The 26,347-nt window shown below is 73.8% G+C and carries 25 protein-coding genes; 12 read left to right on the forward strand and 13 right to left on the reverse strand.

Going from position 1 to position 26,347, the window contains the following annotated elements:
- Nucleotides 1-62 precede the first annotated feature (62 nt).
- The 8 genes from ABZ721_RS10005 to ABZ721_RS10040 all read right to left on the reverse strand — a co-directional run bounded on the left by ABZ721_RS10005 (nucleotide 63) and on the right by ABZ721_RS10040 (nucleotide 9,701).
- Entirely contained in the window at nucleotides 63-1,271 is a 1,209-nt protein-coding gene (locus tag ABZ721_RS10005; protein ID WP_358788123.1) for an ATP-grasp domain-containing protein, read from the reverse strand.
- A gap of 81 nt (nucleotides 1,272-1,352) precedes the next feature.
- Nucleotides 1,353-2,360 carry an iron-siderophore ABC transporter substrate-binding protein gene (locus tag ABZ721_RS10010; RefSeq protein WP_358788124.1) on the reverse strand — a complete coding sequence of 336 codons (1,008 nt, stop codon included), beginning with the start codon at nucleotides 2,358-2,360 and terminating at the stop codon, nucleotides 1,353-1,355.
- Between the two features lie 72 nt (nucleotides 2,361-2,432).
- Nucleotides 2,433-3,308 (reverse strand): ABC transporter ATP-binding protein, encoded by an 876-nt coding sequence (locus ABZ721_RS10015; RefSeq protein ID WP_358788125.1) that lies wholly within the window; start codon nucleotides 3,306-3,308, stop codon nucleotides 2,433-2,435.
- Nucleotides 3,305-4,372: an iron ABC transporter permease gene (locus tag ABZ721_RS10020; protein WP_358788126.1), complete on the reverse strand. Its 1,068-nt coding sequence runs from the start codon at nucleotides 4,370-4,372 to the stop codon at nucleotides 3,305-3,307. The genes ABZ721_RS10015 and ABZ721_RS10020 overlap by 4 nt, the downstream gene beginning before the upstream one ends.
- Nucleotides 4,369-5,337, reverse strand: a complete 969-nt coding sequence (locus ABZ721_RS10025; protein WP_358788185.1) for an iron ABC transporter permease — start codon at nucleotides 5,335-5,337, stop codon at nucleotides 4,369-4,371. The genes ABZ721_RS10020 and ABZ721_RS10025 overlap by 4 nt, the downstream gene beginning before the upstream one ends.
- A gap of 145 nt (nucleotides 5,338-5,482) precedes the next feature.
- A complete protein-coding gene (gene nirD / locus ABZ721_RS10030) occupies nucleotides 5,483-5,806 on the reverse strand; it encodes a nitrite reductase small subunit NirD (RefSeq protein WP_358788127.1) in 324 nt (107 codons plus the stop codon).
- Nucleotides 5,803-8,415, reverse strand: a complete 2,613-nt coding sequence (gene nirB, locus ABZ721_RS10035) for a nitrite reductase large subunit NirB (RefSeq protein WP_358788128.1) — start codon at nucleotides 8,413-8,415, stop codon at nucleotides 5,803-5,805. The genes nirD and nirB overlap by 4 nt, the downstream gene beginning before the upstream one ends.
- Before the next feature lie 2 nt (nucleotides 8,416-8,417).
- A complete protein-coding gene (locus ABZ721_RS10040; protein ID WP_358788129.1) occupies nucleotides 8,418-9,701 on the reverse strand; it encodes an FAD-dependent oxidoreductase in 1,284 nt (427 codons plus the stop codon).
- 197 nt (nucleotides 9,702-9,898) lie between these two features.
- On the opposite strand from ABZ721_RS10040, the gene ABZ721_RS10045 reads away from it, so the two are divergent.
- The 5 genes from ABZ721_RS10045 to ABZ721_RS10065 all read left to right on the forward strand — a co-directional run bounded on the left by ABZ721_RS10045 (nucleotide 9,899) and on the right by ABZ721_RS10065 (nucleotide 12,687).
- Nucleotides 9,899-10,333, forward strand: a complete 435-nt coding sequence (locus tag ABZ721_RS10045; protein ID WP_358788130.1) for a MarR family transcriptional regulator — start codon at nucleotides 9,899-9,901, stop codon at nucleotides 10,331-10,333.
- Nucleotides 10,334-10,413: 80 nt separating this feature from the next.
- Nucleotides 10,414-10,998, forward strand: coding sequence for a cysteine hydrolase family protein (locus tag ABZ721_RS10050; RefSeq protein WP_358788131.1), 585 nt, complete (start codon nucleotides 10,414-10,416; stop codon nucleotides 10,996-10,998).
- Nucleotides 10,995-11,900: a DJ-1/PfpI family protein gene (locus ABZ721_RS10055; RefSeq protein ID WP_358788132.1), complete on the forward strand. Its 906-nt coding sequence runs from the start codon at nucleotides 10,995-10,997 to the stop codon at nucleotides 11,898-11,900. Before ABZ721_RS10050 ends, ABZ721_RS10055 begins: the two co-directional genes overlap by 4 nt.
- A 62-nt stretch (nucleotides 11,901-11,962) precedes the next feature.
- Nucleotides 11,963-12,337, forward strand: coding sequence for a type II toxin-antitoxin system RelE/ParE family toxin (locus tag ABZ721_RS10060; protein WP_358788133.1), 375 nt, complete (start codon nucleotides 11,963-11,965; stop codon nucleotides 12,335-12,337).
- Nucleotides 12,334-12,687, forward strand: a complete 354-nt coding sequence (locus ABZ721_RS10065; protein ID WP_358788134.1) for a helix-turn-helix transcriptional regulator — start codon at nucleotides 12,334-12,336, stop codon at nucleotides 12,685-12,687. Before ABZ721_RS10060 ends, ABZ721_RS10065 begins: the two co-directional genes overlap by 4 nt.
- Nucleotides 12,688-12,704: 17 nt before the next feature.
- Here ABZ721_RS10065 and ABZ721_RS10070 read toward each other — a convergent pair whose 3' ends face one another.
- The 3 genes from ABZ721_RS10070 to ABZ721_RS10080 all read right to left on the reverse strand — a co-directional run bounded on the left by ABZ721_RS10070 (nucleotide 12,705) and on the right by ABZ721_RS10080 (nucleotide 16,236).
- Entirely contained in the window at nucleotides 12,705-13,175 is a 471-nt protein-coding gene (locus ABZ721_RS10070; RefSeq protein WP_358788135.1) for an OsmC family protein, read from the reverse strand.
- Nucleotides 13,176-13,219: 44 nt separating this feature from the next.
- Nucleotides 13,220-15,325, reverse strand: a complete 2,106-nt coding sequence (locus ABZ721_RS10075) for a molybdopterin oxidoreductase family protein (RefSeq protein WP_358788136.1) — start codon at nucleotides 15,323-15,325, stop codon at nucleotides 13,220-13,222.
- 206 nt (nucleotides 15,326-15,531) lie between these two features.
- Nucleotides 15,532-16,236 (reverse strand): ElyC/SanA/YdcF family protein, encoded by a 705-nt coding sequence (locus ABZ721_RS10080; RefSeq protein WP_358788137.1) that lies wholly within the window; start codon nucleotides 16,234-16,236, stop codon nucleotides 15,532-15,534.
- A gap of 121 nt (nucleotides 16,237-16,357) precedes the next feature.
- On the opposite strand from ABZ721_RS10080, the gene ABZ721_RS10085 reads away from it, so the two are divergent.
- The 3 genes from ABZ721_RS10085 to ABZ721_RS10095 all read left to right on the forward strand — a co-directional run bounded on the left by ABZ721_RS10085 (nucleotide 16,358) and on the right by ABZ721_RS10095 (nucleotide 19,239).
- Nucleotides 16,358-16,837: a gamma-glutamylcyclotransferase family protein gene (locus tag ABZ721_RS10085; RefSeq protein WP_358788138.1), complete on the forward strand. Its 480-nt coding sequence runs from the start codon at nucleotides 16,358-16,360 to the stop codon at nucleotides 16,835-16,837.
- Between the two features lie 216 nt (nucleotides 16,838-17,053).
- On the forward strand, nucleotides 17,054-17,842 hold the full coding sequence (locus ABZ721_RS10090) for a sirohydrochlorin chelatase (RefSeq protein ID WP_358788186.1): 789 nt from the start codon (nucleotides 17,054-17,056) through the stop codon (nucleotides 17,840-17,842).
- Between the two features lie 62 nt (nucleotides 17,843-17,904).
- Nucleotides 17,905-19,239: a deoxyguanosinetriphosphate triphosphohydrolase gene (locus tag ABZ721_RS10095; RefSeq protein ID WP_358788139.1), complete on the forward strand. Its 1,335-nt coding sequence runs from the start codon at nucleotides 17,905-17,907 to the stop codon at nucleotides 19,237-19,239.
- 68 nt (nucleotides 19,240-19,307) lie between these two features.
- Here ABZ721_RS10095 and ABZ721_RS10100 read toward each other — a convergent pair whose 3' ends face one another.
- Entirely contained in the window at nucleotides 19,308-19,868 is a 561-nt protein-coding gene (locus ABZ721_RS10100) for an NAD(P)H-binding protein (protein ID WP_358788140.1), read from the reverse strand.
- Between the two features lie 288 nt (nucleotides 19,869-20,156).
- Between ABZ721_RS10100 and ABZ721_RS10105 the strand changes: the two genes are divergently transcribed.
- From ABZ721_RS10105 to ABZ721_RS10115, 3 genes are read left to right on the forward strand one after another with little or no spacing between them, the layout of a single operon-like run.
- A complete protein-coding gene (locus ABZ721_RS10105) occupies nucleotides 20,157-20,534 on the forward strand; it encodes a helix-turn-helix domain-containing protein (protein ID WP_358788187.1) in 378 nt (125 codons plus the stop codon).
- Nucleotides 20,535-20,579: 45 nt separating this feature from the next.
- Nucleotides 20,580-21,842 (forward strand): FAD-dependent oxidoreductase, encoded by a 1,263-nt coding sequence (locus ABZ721_RS10110; protein WP_358788141.1) that lies wholly within the window; start codon nucleotides 20,580-20,582, stop codon nucleotides 21,840-21,842.
- A gap of 36 nt (nucleotides 21,843-21,878) precedes the next feature.
- Entirely contained in the window at nucleotides 21,879-22,322 is a 444-nt protein-coding gene (locus tag ABZ721_RS10115) for a GNAT family N-acetyltransferase (RefSeq protein ID WP_358788142.1), read from the forward strand.
- A 50-nt stretch (nucleotides 22,323-22,372) separates the two neighbouring features.
- Here the strand turns inward: ABZ721_RS10115 and ABZ721_RS10120 are convergent, their stop codons facing one another.
- Nucleotides 22,373-24,283, reverse strand: coding sequence for a glycoside hydrolase family 9 protein (locus tag ABZ721_RS10120; RefSeq protein ID WP_358788143.1), 1,911 nt, complete (start codon nucleotides 24,281-24,283; stop codon nucleotides 22,373-22,375).
- A 120-nt stretch (nucleotides 24,284-24,403) separates the two neighbouring features.
- On the opposite strand from ABZ721_RS10120, the gene dnaG reads away from it, so the two are divergent.
- On the forward strand, nucleotides 24,404-26,299 hold the full coding sequence (dnaG, locus tag ABZ721_RS10125; RefSeq protein WP_358788144.1) for a DNA primase: 1,896 nt from the start codon (nucleotides 24,404-24,406) through the stop codon (nucleotides 26,297-26,299).
- Nucleotides 26,300-26,347 lie beyond the last annotated feature (48 nt).

A 26,347-nucleotide genomic window follows, 5' to 3' on the forward strand; every position in this document is an offset into this window, starting at 1 on the left:
GGTGTCGGTGACGGTGTCGTGGACGGTGGCGGTGTCGGACCCGGTGCCGACCTCGGTGGCCGTCACGGGGTGATCTCCCAGCGCTGCGCCGCCAGGAACTCCGCCACGGCGCGGTCCACCGCCGCCTGGTCGGTGCCGGTGGCGCGCAGCACACCGAGGTAGTCGCGGTTGGTGTGGTGCAGCGCGTGCCACTCGCCGGTCGCGCGCAGCGGGCGGTAGACCAGCTCGACGCCGTCCACCGTGCGCTCGCAGGCGGCGGGCGCGGCGGTCAGGGTGCCCGCGCGCCGCGCGCACGGGTACTCCAGCCGGGCGCGTCCGTCGGAGCGGGCGCCGAGGTCGGCGGGGAGCGGCTCGCCGAGGTGGACGCGGAGGATCAGCTCGAAGAGCGGGATGCCGAGCAGCCCGGCGAGCAGCAGGTCGCACTGGTCGCCGATGGCCCGGTAGTTGACCTCGATGACGCGCGCCCTGCCGTCCTGCACCACGAACTCGGTGTGGCAGGCGCCGAACCCGACGCCGAGGGCGTCCAGTTGCGCGAGCACCTGCGCGACGACCGGCTCCGGGTGCGCGGGGACGAAGGCCATGCGCTCCTCGATGAACCAGGGCAGCGGCGAGAGCTCGGTGTGGAACCCGCCCAGGACGTGCCGGACGCGGCCGTCGCCGAGCGTCTCCAGCGTGTACAGCTCGCCGGGCAGGTACTCCTCCACCACGAGCGCCGCCCCCGGCCGGCGCTGCTGGATCTCCTTGCAGCGCAGCACCAGCTCCTCGGGGCCGTCGACGAGGACCACGTCCTCGCTGGCCACGCCCTCGCGCGGTTTGACCACGCACGGGTAGGGGACCGCCGGTCCGAGCAGCGCCACCGGGTCCTCGGCCGCGCCGAGTTCGGCGGACCACACGGTGTCGGCGCCGGCGGCGGCCAGGTGGCGGCGCATCTGCGCCTTGTCCTTGGTGCGCAGGGCCGCCTGCCAGGGCTTGGCAGGCAGGCCGAAGTACCCGGCGGCCAGCGCCGCCTGGGTCTGCAGATGGTCGCTGTTGGTGAAGACCGCGTGGGGGGCGTGGCCGGTGGCGATCCGGGTGATGACGGCACGGAAGTCGCGTACGTCGCACTCCACCACCTCCACCCGGTCGCCGTACCGCTCCTGGCGGACCAGCTCCTGGTGGGCGGTGGGGGCGTCGGTGAGCACGGTGACGTCCAGGCCGAGCCGGGAGGCGGCCGGCAGGAAGCCCTCGGTGACGGAGTCCGTGGGGTTGAGCGCGAGGAGATACAGCCGCATGGCCGGGAGTCCTGTTCTGGGAACGTGTGGAGGGGAGGGGGCGGGCCGGCAAAGTGGGCCCGCCCCTTCACACGGCGAGCGTCACTTCGGCAGGTCGACACCCGCGGCCTTGGCCACGTCGCCGAGCATGCTGGTCGCGGCCTGCACGCCGATGCCGGACATCCACGTCTCGTCCGTCACGTTGACGACCTTGTGGTTCCTGACCGCGCCCAGGTCCTTCCAGACCGGGTTGGACTCGACGACGCTCTGCTGCGTCTTGGCCGGGTCGTCGGAGACGGTGACGAAGACCAGGTCCGCGTCGGCCTTGTCGATCTGCTCGGGGCCGACCTCCAGCATCGCGCTGTGGACGTTCTGCGAGGCGGGGCGGTTCAGGCCGATGTCGGTCAGCACGACGCCGCTGAAGGAGTCCAGCTGGTAGAGCCGGGTCGGGCCGGCGACGAAGCGGACGACCGAGGCGGTCGGCTCCTTGCCGCCGTTCTTGGCCTTGATGGCCTCGCCGAGCCGCTTCGCGCGGGCCTCGTACGACGTCAGCGCCGCCGCGGCCTCCTTCTCCAGGCCGAGGGCCTTGGCGTGGACCGCCAGGTTCGCCTTCCAGGGGAAGCCGGTGGTCGCGGTGAAGACGGTCGGGGCGATGGCCTTGAGCTTGTCGTAGACCTTCTCGTGGCGGACCTTGCTGGACAGGATCAGGTCCGGCTTGAGGGACGCGATCAGCTCCAGGTTGGGCTCGGCGGACGGGCCGACGTCCTTGGTGCCGTCCGTCTTCCCCTTCAGGTACGCGGGGAAGCCGCCCTCGGACTTCAGGTGCGGGGCGACCGCGCCGACCGGGGTGATGCCGAGCATCGTCACGTCGTCCAGCTCACCGGTGTCGAGCACGACCACGCGCTTCGGCTTGGCGGGGATGGTGGTGCTGCCCATGGCGTGGGTGAGGGTGCGCGGGAAGCCGTCGGCGGTGGCGGCGGCGTTCGCCTTGTCGTCCTTCGCCCCGGACTCGCTGCCGCAGGCGGCGAGCGCGCCCACGCCGATGACGAGGGCGACGGGCGCGGCGACGAGCCGGACGAGGCGGCGGCGGAGCGGGGATCTGGTCTTCATGAGGGTGGGGTTCCTTGCGACGGGGGCAACGGGGGCAACGGGGGACGGGGGCATCGGTGGAGGGGCCGGGGGTCAGCCGGAGACGGCGGCGGTGTGCCGTCTGGCGCGACCGCGCGGGACGACGAGCGGGGTGCCGGTCTCCGGGTCGGGGATGACCTGGCAGTCGACGTCGAACACGGACTTCACCAGCGCCGCGTCGAGCACCTCGGACGGCGGCCCGGCCGCGGCCAACCGGCCGTCCTGGAGGACGACGAGGTGGTCGGCGTACCGGGCGGCCTGGCCCAGGTCGTGCAGCACCATGACGACGGTGCGCCCGGACTCGGCGTGCAGGTCCGAGACCAGGTCGAGCACGTCGAGCTGGTGGCGCAGGTCGAGGAAGGTGGTGGGCTCGTCGAGCAGCAGCAGCTCGGTGTCCTGGGCGAGGGCCAGCGCGATCCAGGCGCGCTGCCGCTGGCCGCCGGAGAGCTGGTCCACGTGCTGGTCGCGCAGTTCCGTGGTGCCGGTGCGGGCCAGTGCCCGCTCGACGGCGGCCTGGTCGGTGGCCGACCAGGGGCTCAGCAGCCGCTGGTGCGGGTAGCGGCCGAGCCGGACCAGCGCCTCGACGGTGATCGCGTCGGGGGTGACCGGCTGCTGCGGCAGCAGCCCCATCCGGCGGGCCAGCGCGCGGGCGGGCATCCGGTGGATGTCCGCGCCGTCGAGGGCCACGCTGCCGGCGGCGGGGGGCAGCAGCCGGGTCAGCCCGCGCAGCAGGGTCGACTTGCCGCAGGCGTTGGGGCCGACGATGGCGGTGACGGCGCCGCCGGGCAGGACGAGGTCCAGGCCGCCGATCACCGTGCGGTCGCCGTAGCGCAGGTCCAGGCCGTGGGTGCTGAGCTCGTTGGTGTTCGGCGCGGGCCGCGGCTCGGTGCGCGGCTCGTCGTGCGGTGGCCGGTCGGTGCGGGCGGTCATCCGAAACTCCTGTGCATGGGCCTGCTCTGACGGATCATCAAGGCGAGGAGCCAGGGGGCGCCGAGGGTCGCGGTGACCACCCCGACGGGCAGGCCGTGCACCGGCAGCAGGTGCTGGACGACCAGGTCGGAGCCGAGCAGCAGGACGGCGCCGGTCAGCGCCGACAGCGCGAGCGTTCCCGCGGTCGGCGGCCCGGCGAGGAAGCGCACCACGTGCGGTACGGCGAGCGCGACGAACGCCACCGGGCCGGTGAGCGCGGCGGCCAGCGACGCCAGCACGATGGCGGTGAGCAGCAGGTGCAGACGTGCCGCGGACGGTGCCACGCCGAGGCCGCCCGCCGAGTCGTCGCCCAGGTCCAGGACGGCGAGCCGCCGGTGCAGGACGAAGGCGGCGGCCGTCCCGGCGGCCACGGCGCCGCCCGCGGCGGACACCTCGGCCCAGGTCCGCCCGTAGAGCGACCCCGTCGTCCACTGCAGCGCGGAGTTGGCGAGTTCGGCGGGGAAGCGCACCACCATCAGGTTGACGGCGGCGGCCAGCCCCGCCTGCACGGCCAGCCCCACCAGGACGAGGCGGGTGACGCCGAGCCCCGAGCGCCAGGCGAACGCGCCGAGCAGGACGGCGGCGAGCAGCCCGCCGCCGAGGGCGGCCAGCGGGATGAGGGTCTGCGAGGCGCCGGTGGCGAGCAGCGAGACGGCGCCGAGGGAGGCGCCGCCGGTCACGCCCATGACGTCGGGGGAGGCGAGCGGATTGCGGAACAGCCGCTGCAGCAGCGCCCCGGCGACGGCCAGGCCCGCTCCGGCGACGAGGGCCGCCGCCATCCTGGGCGCCCGGAACTCCTGGACCACCAGCACGTCGCCGGAGTCCCCGAGGCCGATCAGGGCGCGCAGCGCGGTGAGCGGCGGCATCGGGATCTGCCCGGTGGTGAGCGCGGTGGTGCCGAGGACGAGGATCGCGGCCACGGCACCGGCGGCGAGCCAGGCGGTGCGGCGGCTGCGGGAGGGGCGCCGCACCGGGGCGGCGGGGCGGGGCGCGGGCAGCTTCGTCAGGGGGGCGGGCGGGGTCATCGGGCCACCTTCCGGGCCAGCACCGCGAGCAGCGGCGCGCCGAGGAAGGCGGTGACGATGCCGACCTCCAGTTCGGAGGGCGCGATCACGACGCGGCCCAGGACGTCGGCGCCGAGCAGCAGCAGGGGGCCGGCGATCAGGCAGCCGGGGACCAGCAGCCGGTGGTCGTTGCCGAACACCAGCCGCACCAGGTGCGGGGCGGCCAGCCCGACGAACGCGACCGGTCCGGCCACCGCGACGGCGGAGCCGGCCAGCAGCACGACGGACAGCCCGCCCGCGACCCGGATCCGCGCCACCGGCACGCCCAGCGCCTGCGCGGTCTCGTCGCCGAGGGCCAGCGCGTTGAGGGCCGGGGTGATGGCCAGCGCGACGACCAACCCGACGGCGATCAGCGGGAGTACGGGGTACAGGACGTCGAGCGTGCGGCCGGACAGCGAGCCCGCGAGCCAGAACCGGGCCTCGTCCAGGGTGCGGTTGCTCGCCAGCATCACGGCGGAGGTCCAGGAGACCAGGACGGCGGTCAGCACCGTGCCGCCGAGCGCGAGGCGCACCGGGTCCAGGTCGCCCGCCCGGCGGGCCAGCGTCTGGGCGAAGAGCGCGGCGGCCGCCGCCCCGGCGAAGGCGAACCACAGGTACTGGGCGGGGTGCGTCAGATGCAGGGCGTAGATCGCGGTGACGACGGCGAAGCCCGCGCCCGCGTTGATCCCCAGCGTCGTCGGCGAGGCCAGCGCGTTGCGCGTGACGCCCTGGGCGACCGCTCCCGCGACCCCGAGCGCCGCGCCGACCGCGAGCCCGATGAGGGTGCGCGGTACGCGGAGCCCGGTGACGACCACGGCGTCACGGCTGTGCGCGCCATGGAACAGCGCGTCGAAGACGGTGCCGAGGGGCACCGGCCGCGAGCCGAGCGCGAGGCTCGCGGCTCCGCACAGCGCCAGGGCGAGCGCGCCGAGCACGAACAGCGGTATCTGCCGGGCCGGGGAGGGGAGTCGACCGGCCACGGCCGTCCGCTGGGTGTTGAGCACCCCTGGATCTTAGGTTAGGTAAACCTAACCTTGTCAACCCGCTGTGTATGCGGCATGTTACGGGACGTGGACCCGGCGCCGGAGGGGATTACAGCGATCTGACGGCATACGCGGGGGTACTGACCGTTTCGTCGTCCAGGCACGCTCCGGTCGCCAGGTCGAAGCGCTGCTTGAGCAGCGGGGAGGCGACGTACGCCCGCCCCGCGGCCGAGCCGATCAGGCCGCGGGACAGGACGTAGGCGCCGGTGAACGGGTCCCGGTTGCCGATCGCGTACAGGGCGCCGTGCCGGTCCTGGAAGAGGGCGGCCTGCGAGCCGTCGGGCAGCAGGGCGGCGACGCCCCGGCCCGGGGTCAGCCGCGTGTCGTCGCAGACCGCGAACCAGGTGTCGTCGAGGAGGAGTTCGATGGTCATACGGTGACCGTCCCTTCGAGGGTGCGGATGGCGAGGGTGGGTCCGGCGAGCAGCACCGGCCCGGCCAGGAGGTCCAGGTCGGGCTTGACCTGGTCGCGCTCCTCGACGAACCGGACGCTGGGGTCGGGTACGTCCGGCGCGTTGACGAAGGAGACGAAGCGGCTCAGCCGCTCGGGGTCGTTGATGGTGTCCGCCCACTCGTCCCGGTACCCCGCCACGTGCGCGGACATCAGCGACTCCAGCTCGTCGCAGATCCCCAGCGAGTCGTGCACGACGACGTCCCTGACGTGCTCCAGGCCGCCGTCGATCCGCTCCAGCCAGGCCGAGGTGCGCTCCAGGCGGTCCGCGGTGCGGATGTAGAACATCAGGAAGCGGTCGATGAGCCGGACCAGTTCCGCGTCGCTGAGGTCCTGCGCCAGCAGGTCCGCGTGGCGCGGGTCGGCGCCGCCGTTGCCGCCGACGTACAGGTTCCAGCCCGACGCGGTGGCGATGATCCCGAAGTCCTTGCCGCGGGCCTCCGCGCACTCGCGCGCGCACCCCGACACGGCGGACTTCAGCTTGTGCGGCGAGCGCAGCCCGCGGTAGCGCAGCTCCAGGTCGATGGCCATCCTCACGCTGTCCTGGACGCCGTAGCGGCACCAGGTGCTGCCCACGCACGACTTCACCGTGCGCAGCGACTTGCCGTACGCGTGCCCGGACTCGAACCCGGCGTCCACCAGCCGCGTCCAGATCAGCGGCAGCTGGTCGACGCGGGCGCCGAACAGGTCGATCCGCTGGCCGCCGGTGATCTTCGTGTAGAGGCCGAAGTCCCGGGCCACTTCGCCGATCACGATCAGCTTCTCCGGGGTGATCTCGCCGCCGGGGATGCGCGGCACGATCGAGTACGAGCCGTTGCGCTGCAGGTTGGCGAGGAAGTGGTCGTTGGTGTCCTGGAGCGCGGCCTGCCCGCCGTCCAGCACGTGCACCGGGGCGCCGATCGACGGCGCCAGCGAGGCGATCACCGAGGCCACCGCGGGCTTGCAGATCTCGCAGCCCTCGCCGCCCCTGGCCGCCTCGCGCCCGTGGCTGTCGAGCAGCGCGCCGAACGAGGTGATCCGCAGCGCGCGCACGATCTCGTACAGCTCCTGGCGGGTGTGCGCGAAGTCGGCGCACAGGCCCTGGTCCTCGGCGGGGGGCAGCAGCTGTCCCAGCACCTTCACGCAACTGCCGCAGCCCGTCCCGGCCTTGGTGCACTTCTTGAGCTCCGGCACGGTGGTGCAGGAGTGCTCGGTGACGGCGTCGAGGATCGCGCCCTTGGTGACGTTGTGGCAGCTGCAGATCACCGCCGTGTCGGGCAGCGACGACGGGCCGAGCTCGACCGGGCCGCCCGCGCCCGCCGGCAGCACCAGGCTCTCGGGCGGCACCGGCGGCACCGAGCCGGTCATCGGGCGCAGCATGCCGTACGAGTCGGCGTCGCCGACCAGGATGCCGCCCAGCAGCACGCCCTCGCGCGAGACCACCAGCTTCTTGTACACACCGGAGCGCGAGTCGGAGTACAGCACGTCCAGGCAGCCGGGGGTGGCGCCGTGCGCGTCGCCGAAGCTCGCCACGTCCACGCCGAGCAGCTTGAGCTTCGTCGACAGGTCCGCGCCCTTGAAGGAGCCCGCGTCGCCCGCGATCGCCTTGGCCGCGGTCTCCGCCATCTCGTAGCCGGGCGCGACCAGCCCGTACACCCGGCCGTCGGAGGCCAGCGCGCACTCGCCGATCGCGTACACGTCCGCGTCCTCGGTGCGGCACTGCTCGTCCACGACGATCCCGCCGCGCTCGCCGACCGGCAGGCCGCACTCGCGGGCGAGCTGGTCGCGGGGGCGGACGCCGGCCGAGAAGACCACCAGGCCGGTGGCGAGGGTCGAGCCGTCCGACAGCGACATCGAGGCGACCCTGCCGTCCTCGCCCGCGACGATCGCCTGCGTGCCGACGCCGGTGTGGACGGTGACGCCCATCTCCTCGATGGTGCGCCGCAGCGCCTCGCCGCCGCCCTCGTCGACCTGCACCGGCATCAGGCGCGGGGCGAACTCCACGACGTGCGTGTCCAGCCCCAGCCCCTTGAGCGCGCCCGCCGCCTCCAGGCCGAGCAGCCCGCCGCCGACGACCGTGCCCGTGCCACCGGACCCGGCGTACTCCTCGATCGCCAGCAGGTCCTCGATGGTGCGGTAGACGAAGCAGCCCACGCTGTCCTTGCCCGGGACCGGCGGCACGAACGGGAAGGAGCCGGTGGCCAGCACCAGCGTGTCGTAGGAGACGACCAGCCCGGAGCGGGCGGTCACGGTGCGGGCGGCGCGGTCGACGCTGAGCGCCGGGTCCCCCAGCCGCAGCTCGATGTTGTGCTTCTCCAGGAAGCCGTCCTCGGCGAGGGCGAGCTCGTCCGGCGTCGTCCCGGAGAAGTACGAGGTCAGGTGGACCCGGTCGTACGCGGCGCGGGGCTCCTCGCACAGCACGACCACCCGCGACCGCTCGGTGACGCCCCGGTCGGCCAGCGCCTCCAGGAACCGCTGCCCGACCATGCCGTGGCCGACCAGCACGATCGTGGGCATCGCGATCGCGGGAACGTCCGTCGTGTCAACAGCCATGGTCAGGAACCTCCGTCGTTGGTGAGCAGGTGGAGCAGCGGAGCGGTGGTGGCCGGGAGCGCCTCGTCGGCCTCCCAGGTGCGGGCGAGCGTGCCGACCGCGGCGAGGTCGCCGAGCAGGATTCCGCCGACCAGCCGGTCGTCGCGGATGACGACCTTGCGGTAGGCGCCGCGGGTCGCGTCCGTGAGGCGCAGTACGTCGTCGCCGGGGACCGGCGACGGGTCGCCGAACGCGGCGAGGTCGAAGGGGGCGATGCCGGTCTCGCCGGTACGCGATCCGCCGAGGGTCAGCCGGGTCAGCGCGCGGGTCCCGGTGTAGCGCGGCGCGGCCGCGGGGTGCGCGGCCCGCGCCGCCCCGGTGAGCAGCAGCGACGCCAGCGCGTCCGCCTGCTCGCGGGCCGCGCCCGCCAGGCCGTACACGACACCGGCGTGCTGCGAGCAGTCGCCGATCGCGTGGATGAGCGGGTCGGACGTCCGCAGCTCGTCGTCCACGACGATGCCCTTGGCGACGTCGAGCCCCGCCGCCTGCGCCAGCCCGGTGCGGGGCCGCACGCCGCAGGCGAGGACGACCAGGTCGGTGCCGAGGCAGTAGCCGTCGGCGAGTTCGACGGACCGGACGGCGCGCGCGGCGCCCTCCGGCCGGGTCAGCAGCCCGCGCACCCGGCACTCGGTGTGGACCTCGACCCCCATCGACTCCAGGTGCGAGCGCAGCAGCTTCCCGGAGTGCTCGTCCAGCTGCCGCTCCATCAGGTACTCGCCCTGCTGGAGCAGCACCACATGGGCGCCGCGGGCGGCGAGCGCCCGCGCCGCGGAGACGCCGAGCAGCCCGCCCCCGACGACCACGGCGCGCACGTCGGGGCGCACCGCGGCGGACAGCGCCAGGCAGTCGTCCATGGTGCGGAAGGCGTGCACCCCCACCGGCAGTTCGCCGCGCCCGGCCTCGAACAGGCCGCGCAGCGGCGGCAGCACCGGGTTGGAGCCGGTGGCGAGCACCAGCCGGTCGTAGCGGGTGGCGGAGCCGTCGTCGCAGATCACGAGCTGCTCGGCGCGGTCCACCCGCACCACGCGGCGGGTGGTGCAGGCGGCGTCCGGCAGCGTGATGACGTCCGGCTCGTACCGCCCGGCGAGGACCTCCGCGAGCAGCACCCGGTTGTACGGGGCGTGCCGCTCCTCGCCGAACAGCGTCACCCGGACGTCCGGGGCGGCGGGCGCGAGCTGCTGCGCCAGGCGCGCGCCGGCCATCCCGCCGCCCACCACCACGATCTCGCTGCCCGCCTCGATGTCCATGCCCGTCAGCCTGCGGCGCGGCTGTTTCCCGTCCGCATCGCGTCCGTTACCCCGAGGGAACGGTGCCCTCAGCGGCGGCCGGCGGCGGGTGTGAGGCGGATGCGGGGGGCCGCTGCGATCTGCGCGAAGATGATCGCCGCGAAGATTGAGTGCCCGGAGGGCCGTCCTGAGCGGTCGCGGACGGGTACGGTCGGACGATGGAAGAACCCGACGACAGCCCCGGTTTCCTTTTCTGGCGCACGTCCCTGCACTGGCAGCGGGCGATCGCGGCGGCGCTGGCCCCCCTCGACCTGACCCACGCGCAGTTCGTGCTGCTGGCCGGACTGTGGTGGCTCGACAGCCAGGGCGAGCAGCCCAACCAGCTGCGGCTGGCCCGGCACAGCGGCACGGACGTGAAGATGACGTCGCAGGTGCTGCGCCGGCTGGAGGACAAGGGCCTGCTCACCCGGGTCACCGACCCCAGCGACACCCGGGCCAAGCGGCTCGGCATCACGCCCGCCGGCGCCCGGCTCGCCGCGAAGGCGGTCGCCGCGGTCGAGTCGACCGACGCGGCGTTCTTCGGCGCGGTGCCCGACCCGCAGGCGCTGCTCGTCGCGCTGCGCACGCTGGCGGTACCGCCGGCCGACGCCTGATGCGCGCGTGACCGGATCGTTCCGCTTCGAGGCATGATGGTGTCTGTCCCGCGGACCGTGCCGAGGGCGAGGATCGAGGCATGAACCGAGCACTGATCGTCATCGACGTCCAGCAGTCCTTCCTCCAGAACCCGCTGTGGGCGGCCACGTCCAACCCCGGCATCGTCGGCCAGGTGAACCGCCTCGTGGCGCACGCCCGCCAGGAGGGCGACCTCGTCGTGTGGGTGCTGCACAGCGAGCCCGGCACCGGGGGCGCCTTCGACCCGGCGAGCGGCTTCGTCCGGCTGATGGAGGGCCTGGAGCCGCTCGACGGCGAGCCGGTGCTCACCAAGACCGCGCACAACGCCTTCACCACCACCAACCTGCAGCAGCTGCTCACCTCGCGCGGTGTCACCGAGGTCGTCATCGGCGGTATCCGCACCGAGCAGTGCGTCGAGACGACGACCCGGCTCGCCTCCGACCTCGGCTACGGGACCACCTTCGTCACCGACGCGACCGCCACCACCCCCCGCGAGCACTGGGACGCACCGGCCGGCCGCTCGGTCGAGGAGATCCTCGCCGACCCCCGCACCCTGCAGACGGACGACATCCTCGCCCGCACCGAATACGCGCTCGCGGGCCGCTTCGCGCGCGTGACCACCGTCAAGGAGCTGACCGGATCGTGACCCGGGTCGTCTTCCTGCTCGTCCCGCACCTGCATCTGCTGGATCTCGCGGGCCCGGCGCAGGTGTTCTCGACCGCGGCCGACTTCGGCCACGCCTACGAGACCCGTTACGTCGCCGAGCAGGAGGACATCCCGACCGCCCAGGGCGTCCCGCTCCGGGCGGCGACCGGCTGGCCCGACCTCACCCCGGACGACCTGGTGATCGTCCCCGGCTGGCGCTCCCGCACCCTGACGCGGAACGGGCTGCTGCGCGACGCCACGCTCCAGCGGCTGCGCGACCACCACGCCGCGGGCGGCGTCGTCGCCAGCGTCTGCGCGGGCGCCGACGCCCTCGGCCGGGCCGGCCTCCTCGACGGCCGCCGCTGCACCACCCACCACGACGTGCAGGACGAACTCGCCCGCCGCTACCCGCGGGCCACCGTCGTGCGGGACGTGCTCTACGTGGTCGACGACCGCGTCGTCACCTCCGCCGGCATCGCCAGCGGCATCGACCTGGCGCTGCACCTCGTCGCGGGCCGGCACGGGCCGGGCGCGGCCGCGCGCGTCGCCCGCAACATGGTCGTCTACGCCCGCCGCAACGGGGACGACCAGCAGACCAGCGCGATGCTCCGGCACCGCGCGCACCTCAGCGACGCGGTCCACCGCGTCCAGGACCTCATCGACGCCCGCTTCTCCGAACACCTCGCCCTCGCCGACCTGGCCGCCACCTCCGGCGTCAGCGAACGCACCCTGACCCGCCGCTTCGGCGAGGCCACCGGCCTCACCCCCCTCCGCTACCAGCAACTCCTGCGCGTGGAGCGCGCCGAACACCTCATCTCCCACGGCTCCACCATCGAATCGGCCGCCCGAACGGTGGGCTTCGAAGACGCGAGAATGCTCCGCCGCCTGCGCGCCAGGGCCTGACGGCCGGATGCGAAAGACGCTGTTCCGCGCTCCGCTATATCGATTTCTGTATAATCCAATCCGTGAGCGAACCCTGGCAGATCGAGATCGAGCCGGAGGTCAGGCAGTGGCTGGAGCTGTTGTCGGACGCCCAGCACGACAAGGCCGAGCGGGCGGCGGACATGCTCGCGGCCCAGCCGACCACTCTGGGAGAGCCGTACTCCCGCCACCTCGGCGGTAAAGTGCGCGAGCTGCGCTTCACCATGGACGGTAACGCCATACGCGTCACGTACTGGCTCGCCCCCAACCGGCGCATCGTGCTGCTGACGGTGTTCCGCAAGACCAGGCAGCGCGAGGTCGCCGAGGTCGACCGCGCTGACCAGGCTCAGAAGGTGTGCGAAGCCGATCATGGCTCCGCCGAGCACATCTACGACCGGAGCAAGGAGGAGAGGTCGTGAATCACTCGCAGTGGAAGACGACCCGCACCAGGAAGCTGCTGGGGGAGACGGTCGAGGAGTCCTCGGCCTACCTCCAGGCCGGGTACGCCTTCGTGCTCGGCCAGGCGGTCTACGACCGGCGCACCGCGCTGGGCCTGTCCCAGACCGAGCTGGCCCGGCGCGCTGACATGACCCAGCCGCAGATCTCCAACATCGAGGGCGGTGACTCCGTGCCGACCCTGCCTCTGCTGACCCGCTTGGCCAAGGCCCTGGACGCGGCGCTGACCATCGATCTCGACGGCGATGCGTCGGCCTTCGTGTTCACCGCGCACGACGATCGCGCACCCGACGGACGTTCCTCGGCGGCTTGATCCCCGGCGCCCGCCGGTCAGGCGGTCGCGCGGACCGTCACCACCGGTTCGTGGCGGACCGGGAAGTTGACCGAGGCGGCGATGAAGCACGTGCGGTGGGCTTCGGTGTGGAGAGCCGTGGCTTTGGCGGCCATTTCCTCGGAGGCGACCTCCACCTGGGGGCGCAGGATCGCCTCCGTGAAGTGGCCGCCGGTCGGGGTGGTCTCCATCGTGCCGTGGGCGTTGTCCGTGTAGGCGGTGACCGTGACGCCGCCGACGGCGCAGACGTGCAGGTAGGCGAGCATGTGGCACTGCGACAGCGCGGCCAGCAGCAGTTGTTCGGGGTTCCAGCGGGTCGCGTCGCCGCGGAAGGTCGGGTCGGAGCTGCCCAGGATGGTGGGGAGGCCGGCGGCGGAGACCTCGTGGGAGCGGTCGTAGGCGCGGTAAGTGCTGGTGCCCGTACCGAGGTTGCCGGTCCAGGTGACCTTCGTGTCATAGGTGTGGGTCATGGGCGCCGACGCTCCTTCTGTCTGCCTTCCGGACAGCGCCCAGCCTACGGTCGGCCCCCCGCCGCGGTCCCCGCCGCCTCCACCCGCACCGCGCAGACCTTGAACTCCGGCATCCGGGACGTCGGGTCCAGCGCCGGGTTGGTCAGGGTGTTGGCGCGGCCCTCGCCCGGCCAGTGGAACGGCATGAAGACGGTGTCGGGGCGGATGGCCGCGCTGATCAGCGCCGGGGCGACCGCGCGGCCCCGGCGGCTGGTGACCGCGAGCGCCTCGCCCTCGGCGACGCCGAGGCGCTCGGCGAGCTGCGGATGCAGCTGCACGTAGGGGCCGGGGGAAGCGGCGTTGAGCTCGCGGACCCGGCGGGTCTGGGCGCCGGACTGGTACTGCGCCAGGACGCGGCCCGTCGTCAGGTAGAGCGGGTACTCCGCCGTCGGCTCCTCCGCCGAGGGCCGGTGCAGGACCGGCACGAAGCGGGCCCGGCCGTCCGGCGTCGCGAAGCGGTCGAGGAAGAGCCGGGGCGTGCCGGGGTGCGGGTCCGCCGACGCGCTCTCCGGGCACGGCCAGAAGACGCCGTCCTCCGCCGCGATCCGCTGGTACGTGATGCCCGAGTAGTCCGCCGGGCCGCCCGCCGACGCGCGGCGCAGCTCGTCGAAGACCTCCTCGGCGTCGGTCGGGAAGCCCTTCTCCCAGCCGAGGCGGGCGGCGAGCCCGTGCAGGACCTCCAGGTCCGTGCGGACCTCCGGCGGCGGGTCGATCGCCTTGCGGCGGAGGATCACCCGCCCCTCCAGGTTGGTCGTGGTGCCGGTCTCCTCCGCCCACTGGGTGACCGGCAGGACGACGTCCGCCATCTCGGCGGTCTCCGACAGCACGACGTCACAGACCGCGAGGAAGTCCAGCGAGGCGATGCGTTCGGTGATGTGCGCGGCGCGCGGCGCCGAGACGACCGGGTTGGAACCCATCAGCAGCAGCGCGTGCACGTCCACGCCGAGCGCGTCCAGCAGCTCGTACGCGCTGCGTCCGGGCGCCGGCAGGTCGTCCGGGTCGACGCCCCACACCCCCGCCACATGGGCGCGCGCCGCCGGGTCGTCCAGCTTGCGGTAGCCGGGGAGCTGGTCGGCCTTCTGGCCGTGCTCGCGCCCGCCCTGCCCGTTGCCCTGCCCGGTGAGGCAGCCGTAGCCGGAGAGCGGCCGGCCGGCGCGGCCGGTGGCGAGGCACAGGTTGATCCAGGCGCTGACGGTGTCGGTCCCCTTGGACTGCTGCTCGGGTCCGCGCGCGGTCAGGACCATGCCGGACGGCGCCCCGCAGAACAGCCGCACCGCCTCCCTCAGCTGCGGCACCGGCACCCCGGTGATGCGCTCCACCAGCTCCGGCCAGTGCGCCATCACCCCCGGCCGCGCCTGCGCCCAGCCGCTGGTGCGCTCCGCGATGAACTCCTCGTCCAGGTGCCCCTCGGCGAGGGCGAGGTGCAGCAGCCCGAGCGCGAGCGCCAGGTCGGTGCCGGGCCGGGGCTGCAGGTGCAGGTCGGCCTGCTCGGCGGTACGGGTGCGGCGCGGGTCGACGACGATCAGCTTGCCGCCGCGCTCGCGCAGCTCCGTCAGGTAGCGCAGCGCGGGCGGCATCGTCTCGGCGAGGTTGGAGCCGACGAGGATCACGCAGCCGGTGCGGGCGACGTCCTCCAGCGGGAAGGGCAGGCCCCGGTCGAGCCCGAACGCCCGCTGGTGGGCGGCGGCCGCCGAGGACATGCAGAAGCGGCCGTTGTAGTCGATCTGCGAGGTGCGCAGCACCACCCGGGCGAACTTGCCGAGCGCGTACGCCTTCTCGTTCGTCAGCCCGCCGCCGCCGAAGACGCCGACGGCGTCCCGGCCGTGCGCGGCCCGCGTGCGCAGCAGCCCCTCGGCGACCTTGTCCAGCGCCTCGTCCCAGCCGGCCGGCTCCAGCGCGCCGCCGGGGCCGCGGACCAGCGGCCGGGTCAGCCGCGCGCCGCGCGCCAGCACCTCGGGCGCGGTGCGCCCCTTGCCGCACAGCGCGCCCCGGTTCACCGGGAACGCGGTCCGTTCGACGACCTCGACGCCGCCCGCGGGCAGCGGCGCCAGTCCCATGCCGCACTGGAGGGCGCAGTAGGGACAGTGCGTGTCAACGGTGCTCGGGCTCATGCGCCCAGCCTGCGCCGTACGTGTTTCGCCCCCGTACGCGACGCGGTTACGCGGCCGGTACGGGCACCTCAGCGCGGTGCCGGCCCGGGTGTGAGGAACACCGGGCTGCGGGGACCGCGCTGGTCGGCGCCGTGCCGGCCTGTGTGTGAGGAACGCCCCCGGCCGCAGTTCGCCCCGGCCAGCGCGTCTGCGTCACCGCGTATCCGTCAGCGCGTATCCGCCAGCGCCCGCGCCACGCCCGGCTCCTTCGGCCCGAGGAAGTGCGGGTCCGGCTCGACCGCCACGTCCAGCGCCGCCTTGGCCGCCGCGACGAGCTCGCGGGCACCGCCGTAGAACCACGTCACGTCGTGCGGCTCGTCCACGCCGACGCCGTACCCCTCGACGCCCGCCGCGTCGCACAGCGCCAGCGCCCGCCGGATGTGGAAGCCCTGGCTGACGAGGATCGCCCGGTCCACCCCGAAGATCCGCTTGGCACGGCTGCAGGAGTCCCAGGTGTCGAAGCCGGCGTAGTCCAGCACGACCTTCGACGCGGGCACGCCCAGTTTCTCCAGGTAGCCCAGCATCGCGCCCGGCTCGTCGTAGTCGGTGCGGCTGTTGTCGCCGGTCACCAGGATCGCCCGCACCTTGTGCGTCCGGTACAGCGCGGCGCCCGCGTCCAGCCGGTGCGCGAGGTACGGCGACGGCTTCCCGTCCGCCAGCCCCGCGCCGAACACCACCGCCACCGGCTCGGCCGGTACGTCCGCGACCGCCCGCACCCGCCCGTCCGCCGAGGTCTGCAGCCAGGTCGCGGGCAGCAGCGCCAGCACGCAGCAGGCCATGGCGGCCCGCAGGAGCAGCCGCCGACCGCGCCGGGTCCGCGGCAGCCGCAGCCGCAGCCCGCGCAGCGCCGCACTGATCCGGCCCGGCTCCATGCTGCGCCCTCCCGTCGATCGATCCCGTCGTCCGGATCGACGCGTACGGCCCCGGTACGGTTCCGGTCACCATGGACGCAGCACCATGGACGCAGCCGCGCTCCCGACCATGAGCGACGCGATGAGACGCGATGAGAGGACAGCCGCCGTGATCCCGTCCCCCCGGCCCCGCCTGCCGTTCTTCGTCTACGGGACGCTGCGGCCCGGCCAGGCCAACCACGTCCTGGTGGCGGGCCGTACCGCGCCCCCGAAACCCGCCGTCCTGCCGGGCGCGCTGCTGTACGACGGGCCCGGGTACCCGTACGCGGTCGCCGCCGAGGGCGACGCCGCCGCCGACACCGTGCACGGCGAGCTGCTGCACGTCCTTCCCGGCCACTACGAGCGCGTCCTCGCCGACCTCGACCGGCTGGAGGAGCATGTACCGGGCGCGCGCGGGAACCTGTACGAGCGGCTGGTGCTGCGCGTCGTCTGCGACGATCTGCCGTGCGAGGCCTGGGTCTACCTCGCGGGGGAGGGCCCGGCGCGGACGCTGCGGGCCTCGGGGCGGGTCATCCCCGGCGGCGACTGGGCCCGGGAGCGGCCGCCTCACAGGCGGTCCTGACGGCCGTGAGGCGGAGGAAAACACTTGTCACCACCGTGCAACGCGGGCGCAACCTGCACCCAGCACGCTCGGTCCATGACGGCGTCGACAGCGCACCCGCATCCGCACCCGGAGTCCGGCCGCCCCGCCGGCCCCGCCGGTCACGACGGCCCCACCCCGTCCACCGCATCCACCGCATCCACCCCGTCCACCAGCTTCGACAGTACGGCGCAGCTCATGAACCGGATCACCGCGCAGCTCAGCAGCCAGCTCACCCGCGTCGCCCTCACCGCGGTGCCCCGCGGCCCCGCACTGGTCGCCGTGGCGCACGGCAGCCGTGACCCCGAGGCGCGCCGCACCGTGCGCGCGCTCCTCGACCGGGTCCGGGCGCTGCGCCCCGGCCTGCCCGTCCACCTCGGGCACATCGAGTTGAACGAGCCGCTGCTCGACGACACGCTCGCCGCGCTCCACGGCGACGTGGTGCTCGTCCCGCTGCTGCTCGGCCACGGCTACCACGTCAAACAGGACATTCCCGAGGCGCTGGCCCGCGCCCCGCACCTGCGCGGGCTGACCGCCGCGCCGCTCGGCCCGCACCCGCTGCTCGCCGAGACGCTGCACGTGCGCCTCACCGAGGCCGGCTGGCGCAAGGGCGCGCGGCGCGCGGGCGTCGTGCTGGCCGCCGCCGGGTCCCGCGACCCCGAGTGGCCCGCCGACACCGCCCGCACCGCCGAACTCCTCAGCCAGAGGCTGGGCGGCGCCCCGGTGCTGCCCGCCTACGCGTCCGGCGCGGGCCCGTCCGTCCCCGAGGCGACCGCCGCGCTGACCGCGCGCGGCCACCGGGTCGCGGTCGCCTCGTACTTCACCGCCCCCGGGCGGTTCGCCACCCAGACCTCCGCCGGGGCGCCCTGGATCGCGGCGGCGCCGCTGGGCGCGCACAGCGCCATGGCCCGCCTGGTGCTCCACCGCTACGACCAGTCCCTGGCGGCCGCCGGCCGCCCCGCGCCACTGCACCTCGCCAGCGCGTGACGCGGTAGGGCGCGGCAGGACCGATGGCGCGTCTGTCACAGCGGAGCGTTACGGTCACAGGCATGGAAGCGAACTACCGGACCGACGCGGCGGCCGCGCACCTCGGGCCGTACGAGCGGTACGGGCCGTACGGGGACGCCGACACCGACCGCTTTGTGACCGAGCCCGACAAGCGGCCCGGCCGCACGGCCTTCCAGCGCGACCGGGCGCGGGTGCTGCACTCGGCCGCGCTGCGCCGGCTGGCGGGCAAGACGCAGGTGGTGGACCCGGACTCGGCGCTGATGAACACCAGCCCGCGCACCCGCCTGACGCACTCGCTGGAGTGCGCGCAGGTGGGGCGGGAGCTGGGCGCCGCGCTCGGCAGCGACCCGGACCTCATCGAGACGGCGTGCCTGGCGCACGACCTCGGCCACCCGCCCTTCGGGCACAACGGCGAGCAGGTGCTGGCCCAGGTCGCCGAGGCGTGCGGCGGCTTCGAGGGCAACGCGCAGTCGCTGCGGCTGCTGACCCGCATCGAGCCGAAGCGCTTCCGGCGGGACGCGGACGGCACGATGGTGAGCGTCGGCCTCAACCTCACCCGTGCCGCCCTGGACGCCGCCACGAAGTACCCGTGGTCGCGCGGCGGCCACCCCACGAACCGCGACAGCCCCAAGTTCGGCGCGTACGAGGACGATCTGCCGGTCTTCGACTGGCTGCGGGAGGGCGCGCCCCAGGACCGGCAGTGCTTCGAGGCCCAGGTCATGGACTGGGCCGACGACGTCGCCTACTCGGTGCACGACGTGGAGGACGGCCTGCACGCCGGCCACCTGGACCCGAACCTGCTGCTCGCCGACGCCGAGCGGGCCGACATCTTCGACTGCGCGGGGGAGCGGTACGCGGCCGACTCCAGCCCGGACGAGCTGGCCGAGGCCCTCGACCGGCTCCTGGAGCAGCCGTGGTGGCCGCACGGCTACGACGGCTCGGCCATCTCCCAGGCGCGGTTGAAGGACGCCACGTCGCAGCTGATCGGAAGGTTCTGCCTGGCCGCCGAGCGCGCCACCCGCGAGGCGTACGGCACCGGGCGGCTCACGCGGTACCGCGCCGAGCTGGTCGTGCCGCGCGAGCAGCGCCTGGAGTGCGCCGTCCTCAAGGCGGTCGCCGACCGGTACGTCATGCAGCGCGCCGCGCAGGAGCGCCGCCGCGCCGAGCAGCGGATCCTCATCGCGGAGCTGGCCGAGGCGCTGCTGGCCCGCGCCCCCGAGGGCCTGGACCCGCAGTTCCGCGGCATCTTCGACGAGGCGCCGGACGACAGCGCGCGGCTGCGCGCCGTCGTCGACCAGATCGCGTCGCTGACGGACGCGACGGCCACGGCCCTGCACGCCCGCCTCACGACGGGCCGCTCCGCCCGGCTGCTGTGAGGAGCTGACGCTCGGCTGCCGTGAGGCGCGCCCGCCCCTCAACCGTCGACCCCTCTGCCGCCGACCCCTCAGCCGCCCGCCGCCACCGCCGTGCGGTGGTGCTTCGGCGTCTCGATCTCGTCGACGATCTCGACGGCCAGCCGTGCGCGGTCGATCTCCATCGGCGGCATCAGCAGCAGCCAGTCGACGTCGGGCCCCGCGCCGCGCAGCACCTCCAGCTCCGCCACCCGCGCGAGCGAGAACTCCCGCCCCTCCGCGGGGAATCCGGGGGTGTCCAGCACCATCACCCCCGGTTCCACCTCGCGCGTCGAGACCACCCCGACCACCAGCAGGCGCGTCGCTCCCACCCCCGCGAGGAGCGCCCGCGCCGCCGCCGGGTACAGCTGATCGGCGGGCGTGTGCGGCGTGTGGACGGAGCCGACGACGACGTCGTGCTCCGCCGCGACCGCCGCCACGCTGCCCGGGTCGGTGATGTCCCCGGCGAGCAGCGTCACCCCGGCACCGGCCAGGTCCGCGTACTTCGCCGGATCCCGCACCACCGCCGTCACGTGGTGCCCGCGCCCGACCGCCCGCGCCACCACCAGGCGCCCCAACTGCCCGCCCGCTCCGAATACCGCGATCCTGCTCATAACGGCCTCCCGTTGTTCGACTGCGGGGACCGTAATCGCCGACCTGCCGGTTACCGCAACGAAACCGGCTCTACGCTGGGACGGGTGACCCCGCAGACCGTGCAGATCCCGCAGCCCGCGCAGATCCCGGACACCGCGCAGTTCCCGCAGCCCGCACAGCTCCCGGAACCGGCGCGCATCCCACAGCGCGCACAGTCCCCGGACTCCCCGCAGCGCACGCAGATCCCGCAGTCCCCGCAGTCCCCGCAGGACGAGCCGCGCGCCCCTCTCGCGCCCCTGCGGCCCGACATGTTCGGCCCGCAGTGTCCCAGCCGGGCCACGCCCTTCCGGGTGGGCGACAAGTGGGCCGGGATGATCATGATGTGCCTGGAGGAGGGCCCGCGCCGCTTCTCCGAACTCCGGGTCCCGCTGCACGCCATCACCCCCAAGGTGCTCGCCGAGTCGCTGCGCGCCCTGGAGCGCGACGGCATCGTGACCCGCACCGCGTACGACGAGAACCCGCCCCGCGTCGAGTACGAGCTGACCCCCCTCGGACGTACTCTTTTCGGTCCCATCGCGGCCACCTGCGACTGGGCCAGGGAGCACCTGTCCGACCTACTGCGGGCGCGCGAGGCATACGAGGGGCGCTTTGTCGACTCGGCGCGGCGCTCTTCCCGCGAGGCGTGACGTAGGGGACGCTCGCAGGTACGGCATCTGTTGGGGAGGCGCACAGTGGTGGACGCAGACCAGACCATCGTCATCGTCGGAGCGGGGCTCGCCGGCGCCAAAGCGGCGGAGACCCTCCGGGCGGAGGGGTTCACCGGACGGGTGATCCTGATCGGCGACGAACGCGAGCACCCCTACGAACGGCCACCCCTGTCCAAGGGCTTCCTGATCGGCAGCGCGCAGCGCGACTCCGTCTTCGTCCAGCAGACCGCCTGGTACGCCGAGCACGACATCGAGCTGCACCTCGGCCAGCCCGTCGTGCACCTCGACCCCGCCGCCAGGACCGTGCGGCTCGGGGACGGCACCGTCCTGCCCTACGACAAGCTGCTCCTCGCCACCGGCGCCGAGCCGCGCCGGCTGGACATCCCCGGTACCGAGCTGGCCGGCGTGCACCACCTGCGGCGGCTGTCGCACGCGGAGCGCCTCAAGCACGTGCTGGCCTCGCTCGGCCGCGAGAACGGCCACCTCGTCATCGCGGGCGCGGGCTGGATCGGCCTGGAGGTCGCCGCCGCCGCGCGCGGCTACGGCGCCGAGGTCACGATCGTGGAGCCCGAGCCGACGCCGCTGTACTCGGTGCTCGGCCCCGAACTCGGCGGGGTCTTCGCCGACCTGCACCGCGAGCACGGCGTCCGCTTCCACTTCGGCGCGAGGCTCGCCGAGATCTCCGGCCACGACGGCATGGTGCTGGCCGCCCTCACCGACGACGGCGAGGAGCACCCCGCCCACGACGTGCTGGCCGCGATCGGCGCCGCCCCGCGCACCGCGCTCGCGGAGGCCGCCGGGCTGACCCTGGCCGAGCGGTCGGCGGGCGGCGGCATCGCCGTCGACGCGTCGCTGCGCACCTCGGACCCGCACATCTACGCGGCCGGCGACGTCGCCAACATCGAGCACCCGCTGTCGGGCGGACGGCTGCGCGTCGAGCACTGGGCCAACGCCCTCAACAGCGGCCCAGCGGCCGCCCGCGCCATGCTCGGCCGGGACGTCAGCTACGACCGGGTCCCGTACTTCTTCTCCGACCAGTACGACCTGGGCATGGAGTTCTCCGGCCACGCCGCTCCCGGCAGCTACGACCAGGTGGTGTGCAGGGGCGACATCGGCAAGCGGGAGTTCATCGCGTTCTGGCTCAGCGAGGGGCGCGTGCTGGCCGGGATGAACGTCAACGTCTGGGACGTCACCGACCCGATCCAGCAGCTGATCCGCTCCGGCCGCACGGTGGACCCCGACCGGCTCTCCGACCCCACCGTGCCGCTAACCTCCTTCCTGGATTGACCGAGGGACCGGGAAAGACCAGCGGAGGAACACGCCATGCGGACGGCCGTCGTACCCGTCGAGGAGATCTTCGAGTTGCGCTGGGCGGTGCTGCGCACCGGCCTGCCCCGCGAGACCGCGATCTACCCGGAGGACTCCCGCGAGTCCACCTTCCACGTGGCTGCCTACGACGACGCGGGCGTCGTCCGGGCGTGCGTCACGTTCTTCCCGGACACGATGCCGGGCGAGGACGTCGCCGCCTACCGCTTCCGCGGCATGGGCAGCGCCCCCGAGGTGCGCGGTGAGGGGTACGGCGCGGCGGTGCTGAGGGCCGGGCTCCGTGAGGCCACGGTCCGCGGCGCCGAGCTGGTGTGGTGCAACGGCCGGACGTCCGCCCAGGGCTTCTACGAGCACCTCGGTTTCACCGCGACGGGCGAGGAGTTCGTCGTCGAGCCGAGCGGGCCGCACTTCGTCTTCGCGATCAAGACGTCGGTCGGCTGATCCCGGGAGCGCGCGAGGCGCTCCCGGGACCGGTGGCCCGTCCGGCCGGGTCAGCTCGACAGGTAGAAGGCCAGCAGGCCGGAGGCGTCCATGTCGAGGGCGGGCTCGGAGCTCTGCCAGGACCGGACGTCGTCGACATAGCGACTTCCGTGGCCGGTGAAGGCCCCGAACGGGTCCGCTCCGGCGGGCGGGCACTTGCGCATGCCGTCCAGGTAGTCGCCGAGGCCGTCGGCGAACTGCGCGGTCCCGTTGGGCCCGTTGACGATCGCTCCGGTGTCCACGGCCCCCGTGCCGTCCAGGCTCCCGGCGAGGTTGCCGAGCTGCCCGCCGGTGCACTTGGGGTACGTGGTGCCCGAGCCGATCATGAAGGACGTGCCCCAGGCGTTGGCGCCCAGCAGCCAGCCGAGCTGCTGCACGGCGAACCGGTCGACGGAGGCGTCGCCGGTCAGGCCCTTGTAGAGGCGGGCGGTGGCCGCGAGGCCGAGGGTGTGCGAGTCGGCGTCGAAGTCGTTGTAGACCGCTCCGGCGTGGAACGGGTCCTTGGCGGCGCGGGTCTGCCCGGAAGCGATCTGCGCCTTCACGTTGGCGACCAGCGTGTCGTACGAGACCGGCAGCCCGGACGGGTTCCCCGCGGCCTTGATGGCACGGGCCAGGTCGATGTACGCCAGCGCGCTGGTGTCGTACATGTTCAGCGTGTCACCGGTGGTGCCGTACGCCTTCGCCCACGTGGCCGACTGCTGGAGCCAGCCGGCGGCGCGGGAGTCGCCCAGCTTCTGCGCGGCCAGCGCCAGCTCGGCGCCGCCGAAGGCCAGGTCGTCCTGCCAGCTGGTCTCGGGGTAGTACGCGTACGGGACGGTCGTGACGAGCTTGCCGGGGCTGGTGTTCGCGAGGGCGTAGACCTGCGCCGCCGTCTCCAGGTACCCCTTGGCCTTCGCGGGGTCCGAGGCGGCGTAGCGCTGCGCGCCGAGCGCGAAGTCGGCGGCGAGCCGGCCGGCCTGGTTGGGGCTGAGCTTGGAGCCGGGGGCACCGGCCCGGAAGACCGGGCGGTTGCGCAGGAACGCGTTGGCGGTGTCCGCGTCGTCCTTCTGCGGCAGCCGCCAGGTGTCGTGGTCGCCGACGACGCTGCCGCTGTCGGTGCCGGAACCGAGTCCGACCTGGATGTAGAGCGTCCTGGTGTCGCCGTCCCACATCTTGTCGAGCCAGTCCAGGCCGTGCTGCGCCTCGGCGCCGAGCGCGGTCGTGGGGGAGGCGCCGGTCTCGCGGGCCGCGATCTGCAGGGTGGCGGCGGCGTAGGACGTGGTCTCGGTGAACTTCAGGTAGTCGCCCGCGTCGAACCAGCCGCCCTCGGCGTCGACGGTGCCGCCGAGCTTGGCCGGCGCCTTGGAGATGGTGTCGCCGTCGCTGCTGGTGAACTTCGGCCAGTCGTAGACGGCCGCGTGCGCGTCGTTGAGGTGGGACGGCTGGCGCTTCAGCGACCCGGGGATCACGTTGCGGCCGTCGCGCTGCGCCTGGAAGAACGTGGTGGCGTCGGCGGCGGGCTTGCCGAAGACGTCCTTCGCGCTGCCGATGGTGAAAGTGGGCGAGGCGCCGGTGGCCGCGCCGCTGACCTCCAGGTGGTACGTCCCCGCGGTCTTCACGGAGCTGAAGTCGATCAGGTACACGGCCGGGTAGGCGGTGTTCCAGCTGCCGGCGCTGGTCCCGGTCTTCCCGGTGGCGGCGGTCGCGCCGGCGCTGTCGAGCAGCTTCCAGGTGGCACCCGAGACGGCACCCTTCGCCAGCAGGAACGCCTCCTTGGCGCCGCTGCCGTCGTAGCCCACCTGGTTGACCCTGACCTGCCCGGTGGTGGCGGCGCCCGCGGTACCCGCGCCGCCGCTGAGAAGGGTGGCGACGACGGCCGCGGTGGCCGCGGCGGCACCCGCTGCCAGAACGGGTCCGCGTCGTCGACTGTGCTTGTGGGGCATGCGCCCACCTCTCCGTCGGTACCGAGCTCCATTAGTAAAGATTCTTTACAATTGGGGAAGCTAACGGGTGGCCGCGGCGGAGGTCAAGGGTCTGTCGTACCTGGGCCTTAGACTTCACGGGTGGCAGGCAGGATCAAGGATGAGGACGTCAAGGCGGTCCGGGACGCGGTCCCGATCGACGCCGTCATCTCGGAGTACCTGCAGCTCAAGAGCGCGGGTGGGGGAAACCTGAAAGGGCTCTGCCCCTTTCATGACGAAAAGTCCCCGTCGTTCCAGGTGAGTCCCTCGAAGGGGCTCTTCTACTGCTTCGGCTGCCAAGAGGGCGGCGACACGCTCGACTTCGTCATGAAGCTCGACCACCTCTCCTTCTCCGAGGCCGTCGAGCGGCTGGCCGCCAAGACCGGCATCGTGCTCCGGTACGACGAGGGCGGGTACAACCCCGGCCGCCAGCAGGGCGAGAAGATCCGCCTCATCGAGGCGCACAAGGTCGCCGCGCAGTTCTTCGTCGAGCAGCTCGGCAGCCCCGAGGCCGAGATCGGCCGCACGTTCCTGAGGGAGCGCGGCTTCGACCAGGCCGCCGCCGAGCACTTCGGCGTCGGCTACGCGCCCGCGGGCTGGGACCATCTGATCCGCTTCCTGCGCGGCAAGGGCTTCACGGACAAGGAGCTGCTCACGTCCGGGCTGGCCAGCGAGGGCCGCCGCGGGGCGATCGACCGCTTCCGCGGCCGGCTGATCTGGCCCATCCGCGACATCACCGGGGACGTGATCGGCTTCGGCGCCCGCAAGCTCCGCGAGGACGACAACGGGCCCAAGTACCTGAACACCCCCGAGACGCCGCTCTACAAGAAGTCCCACGTCCTCTACGGCATCGACCTCGCCAAGAAGGAGATCGCCAAGACCGGCAAGGCCGTCGTCGTCGAGGGGTACACCGACGTCATGGCCTGCCACCTGGCGGGCGTCACGACCGCCATCGCCACCTGCGGCACCGCCTTCGCCGAGGACCACATCAAGATCCTCCGCCGGCTGCTGATGGACAACTCCGGCTCGCACGTCGTCTTCACCTTCGACGGCGACGCGGCCGGCCAGCGGGCCGCGCTGCGCGCCTTCGAGGACGACCAGAAGTTCGCCGCCCGCACCTCCATCGCGATCAGCCCCGGCGGCATGGACCCGTGCGAGCTGCGGCTCGCCGACGGTGACGCGGCCGTGCGCAACCTCGTGGAGAACTCCTCGCCGCTCTTCGAGTTCGCCATCCACAGCGCCGTCGCCCGGCACAACACGGAGACCGCCGAGGGCCGCGCCGCGGCCCTGGAGGAGGCCGCGCCGATCGTCGCCGGGATCAAGGACGGCTCGATCCAGCACGAGTACGCGGTCTCGCTCGCCTCCAAGCTCGGCATCCTGGACGAGCAGTTCGTCGTCCGCCGGGTCTCCCAGCTCGCCCGCTGGGCCCGCGACCGGGGCCAGCGCGGCCCGGACGCACGCCGCGAGGCGCCCTCGCGGGCGCAGCAGCCCGCCCGCCCGCAGGCGCCGCGCGGGCCCCGGCTGGACCTGCGCAGCCCCGCCCACCGGGTGGAGCGCGAACTGCTGAAGCTCGCGCTCCAGCACCCGCACCTGGTCTCCCCGGCCTTCGACGCCTACGGCGAGGACGAGTTCACCGCCCCGCCGTACGCCGCGGTCCGGCGCGCCATCGCGGAGGCCGGCGGCACCGAGAACGCGGACGAGGGCTACCTCGCCGCCGTCCGCGAGGTGGCCCCGGACGACACCGTCCGGATCCTCGTCACCGAGCTGGCCGTCGAGGCCGCCCACACCCGGCGGGCCCCCGACGAGGTCTACGCGGGGGTGCAGCTCGTCGCCGTCCGGCTGCAGGCCGTCGAGCGGCGCATCGGCGAGGTCCGCGCCAACCTCACCCGCCTCGGCCCGCGCGCGACGGCCGAGGAGCTCGGCGCCGTCCAGAGCGAGCTGTGGGCCCTGCAGCAGTACGGCCAACGCCTCAGGGAACAGGGCACCGCGGCCCTGTAATCGCTTGCTCCGGGCTCCGTCCGCGACCCGCCCGCGACGTGACCGCGA

It is taken from the genome of Streptomyces sp. NPDC006733 (genome assembly GCF_040636125.1).
In the GTDB taxonomy this organism is placed as follows: domain Bacteria; phylum Actinomycetota; class Actinomycetes; order Streptomycetales; family Streptomycetaceae; genus Actinacidiphila.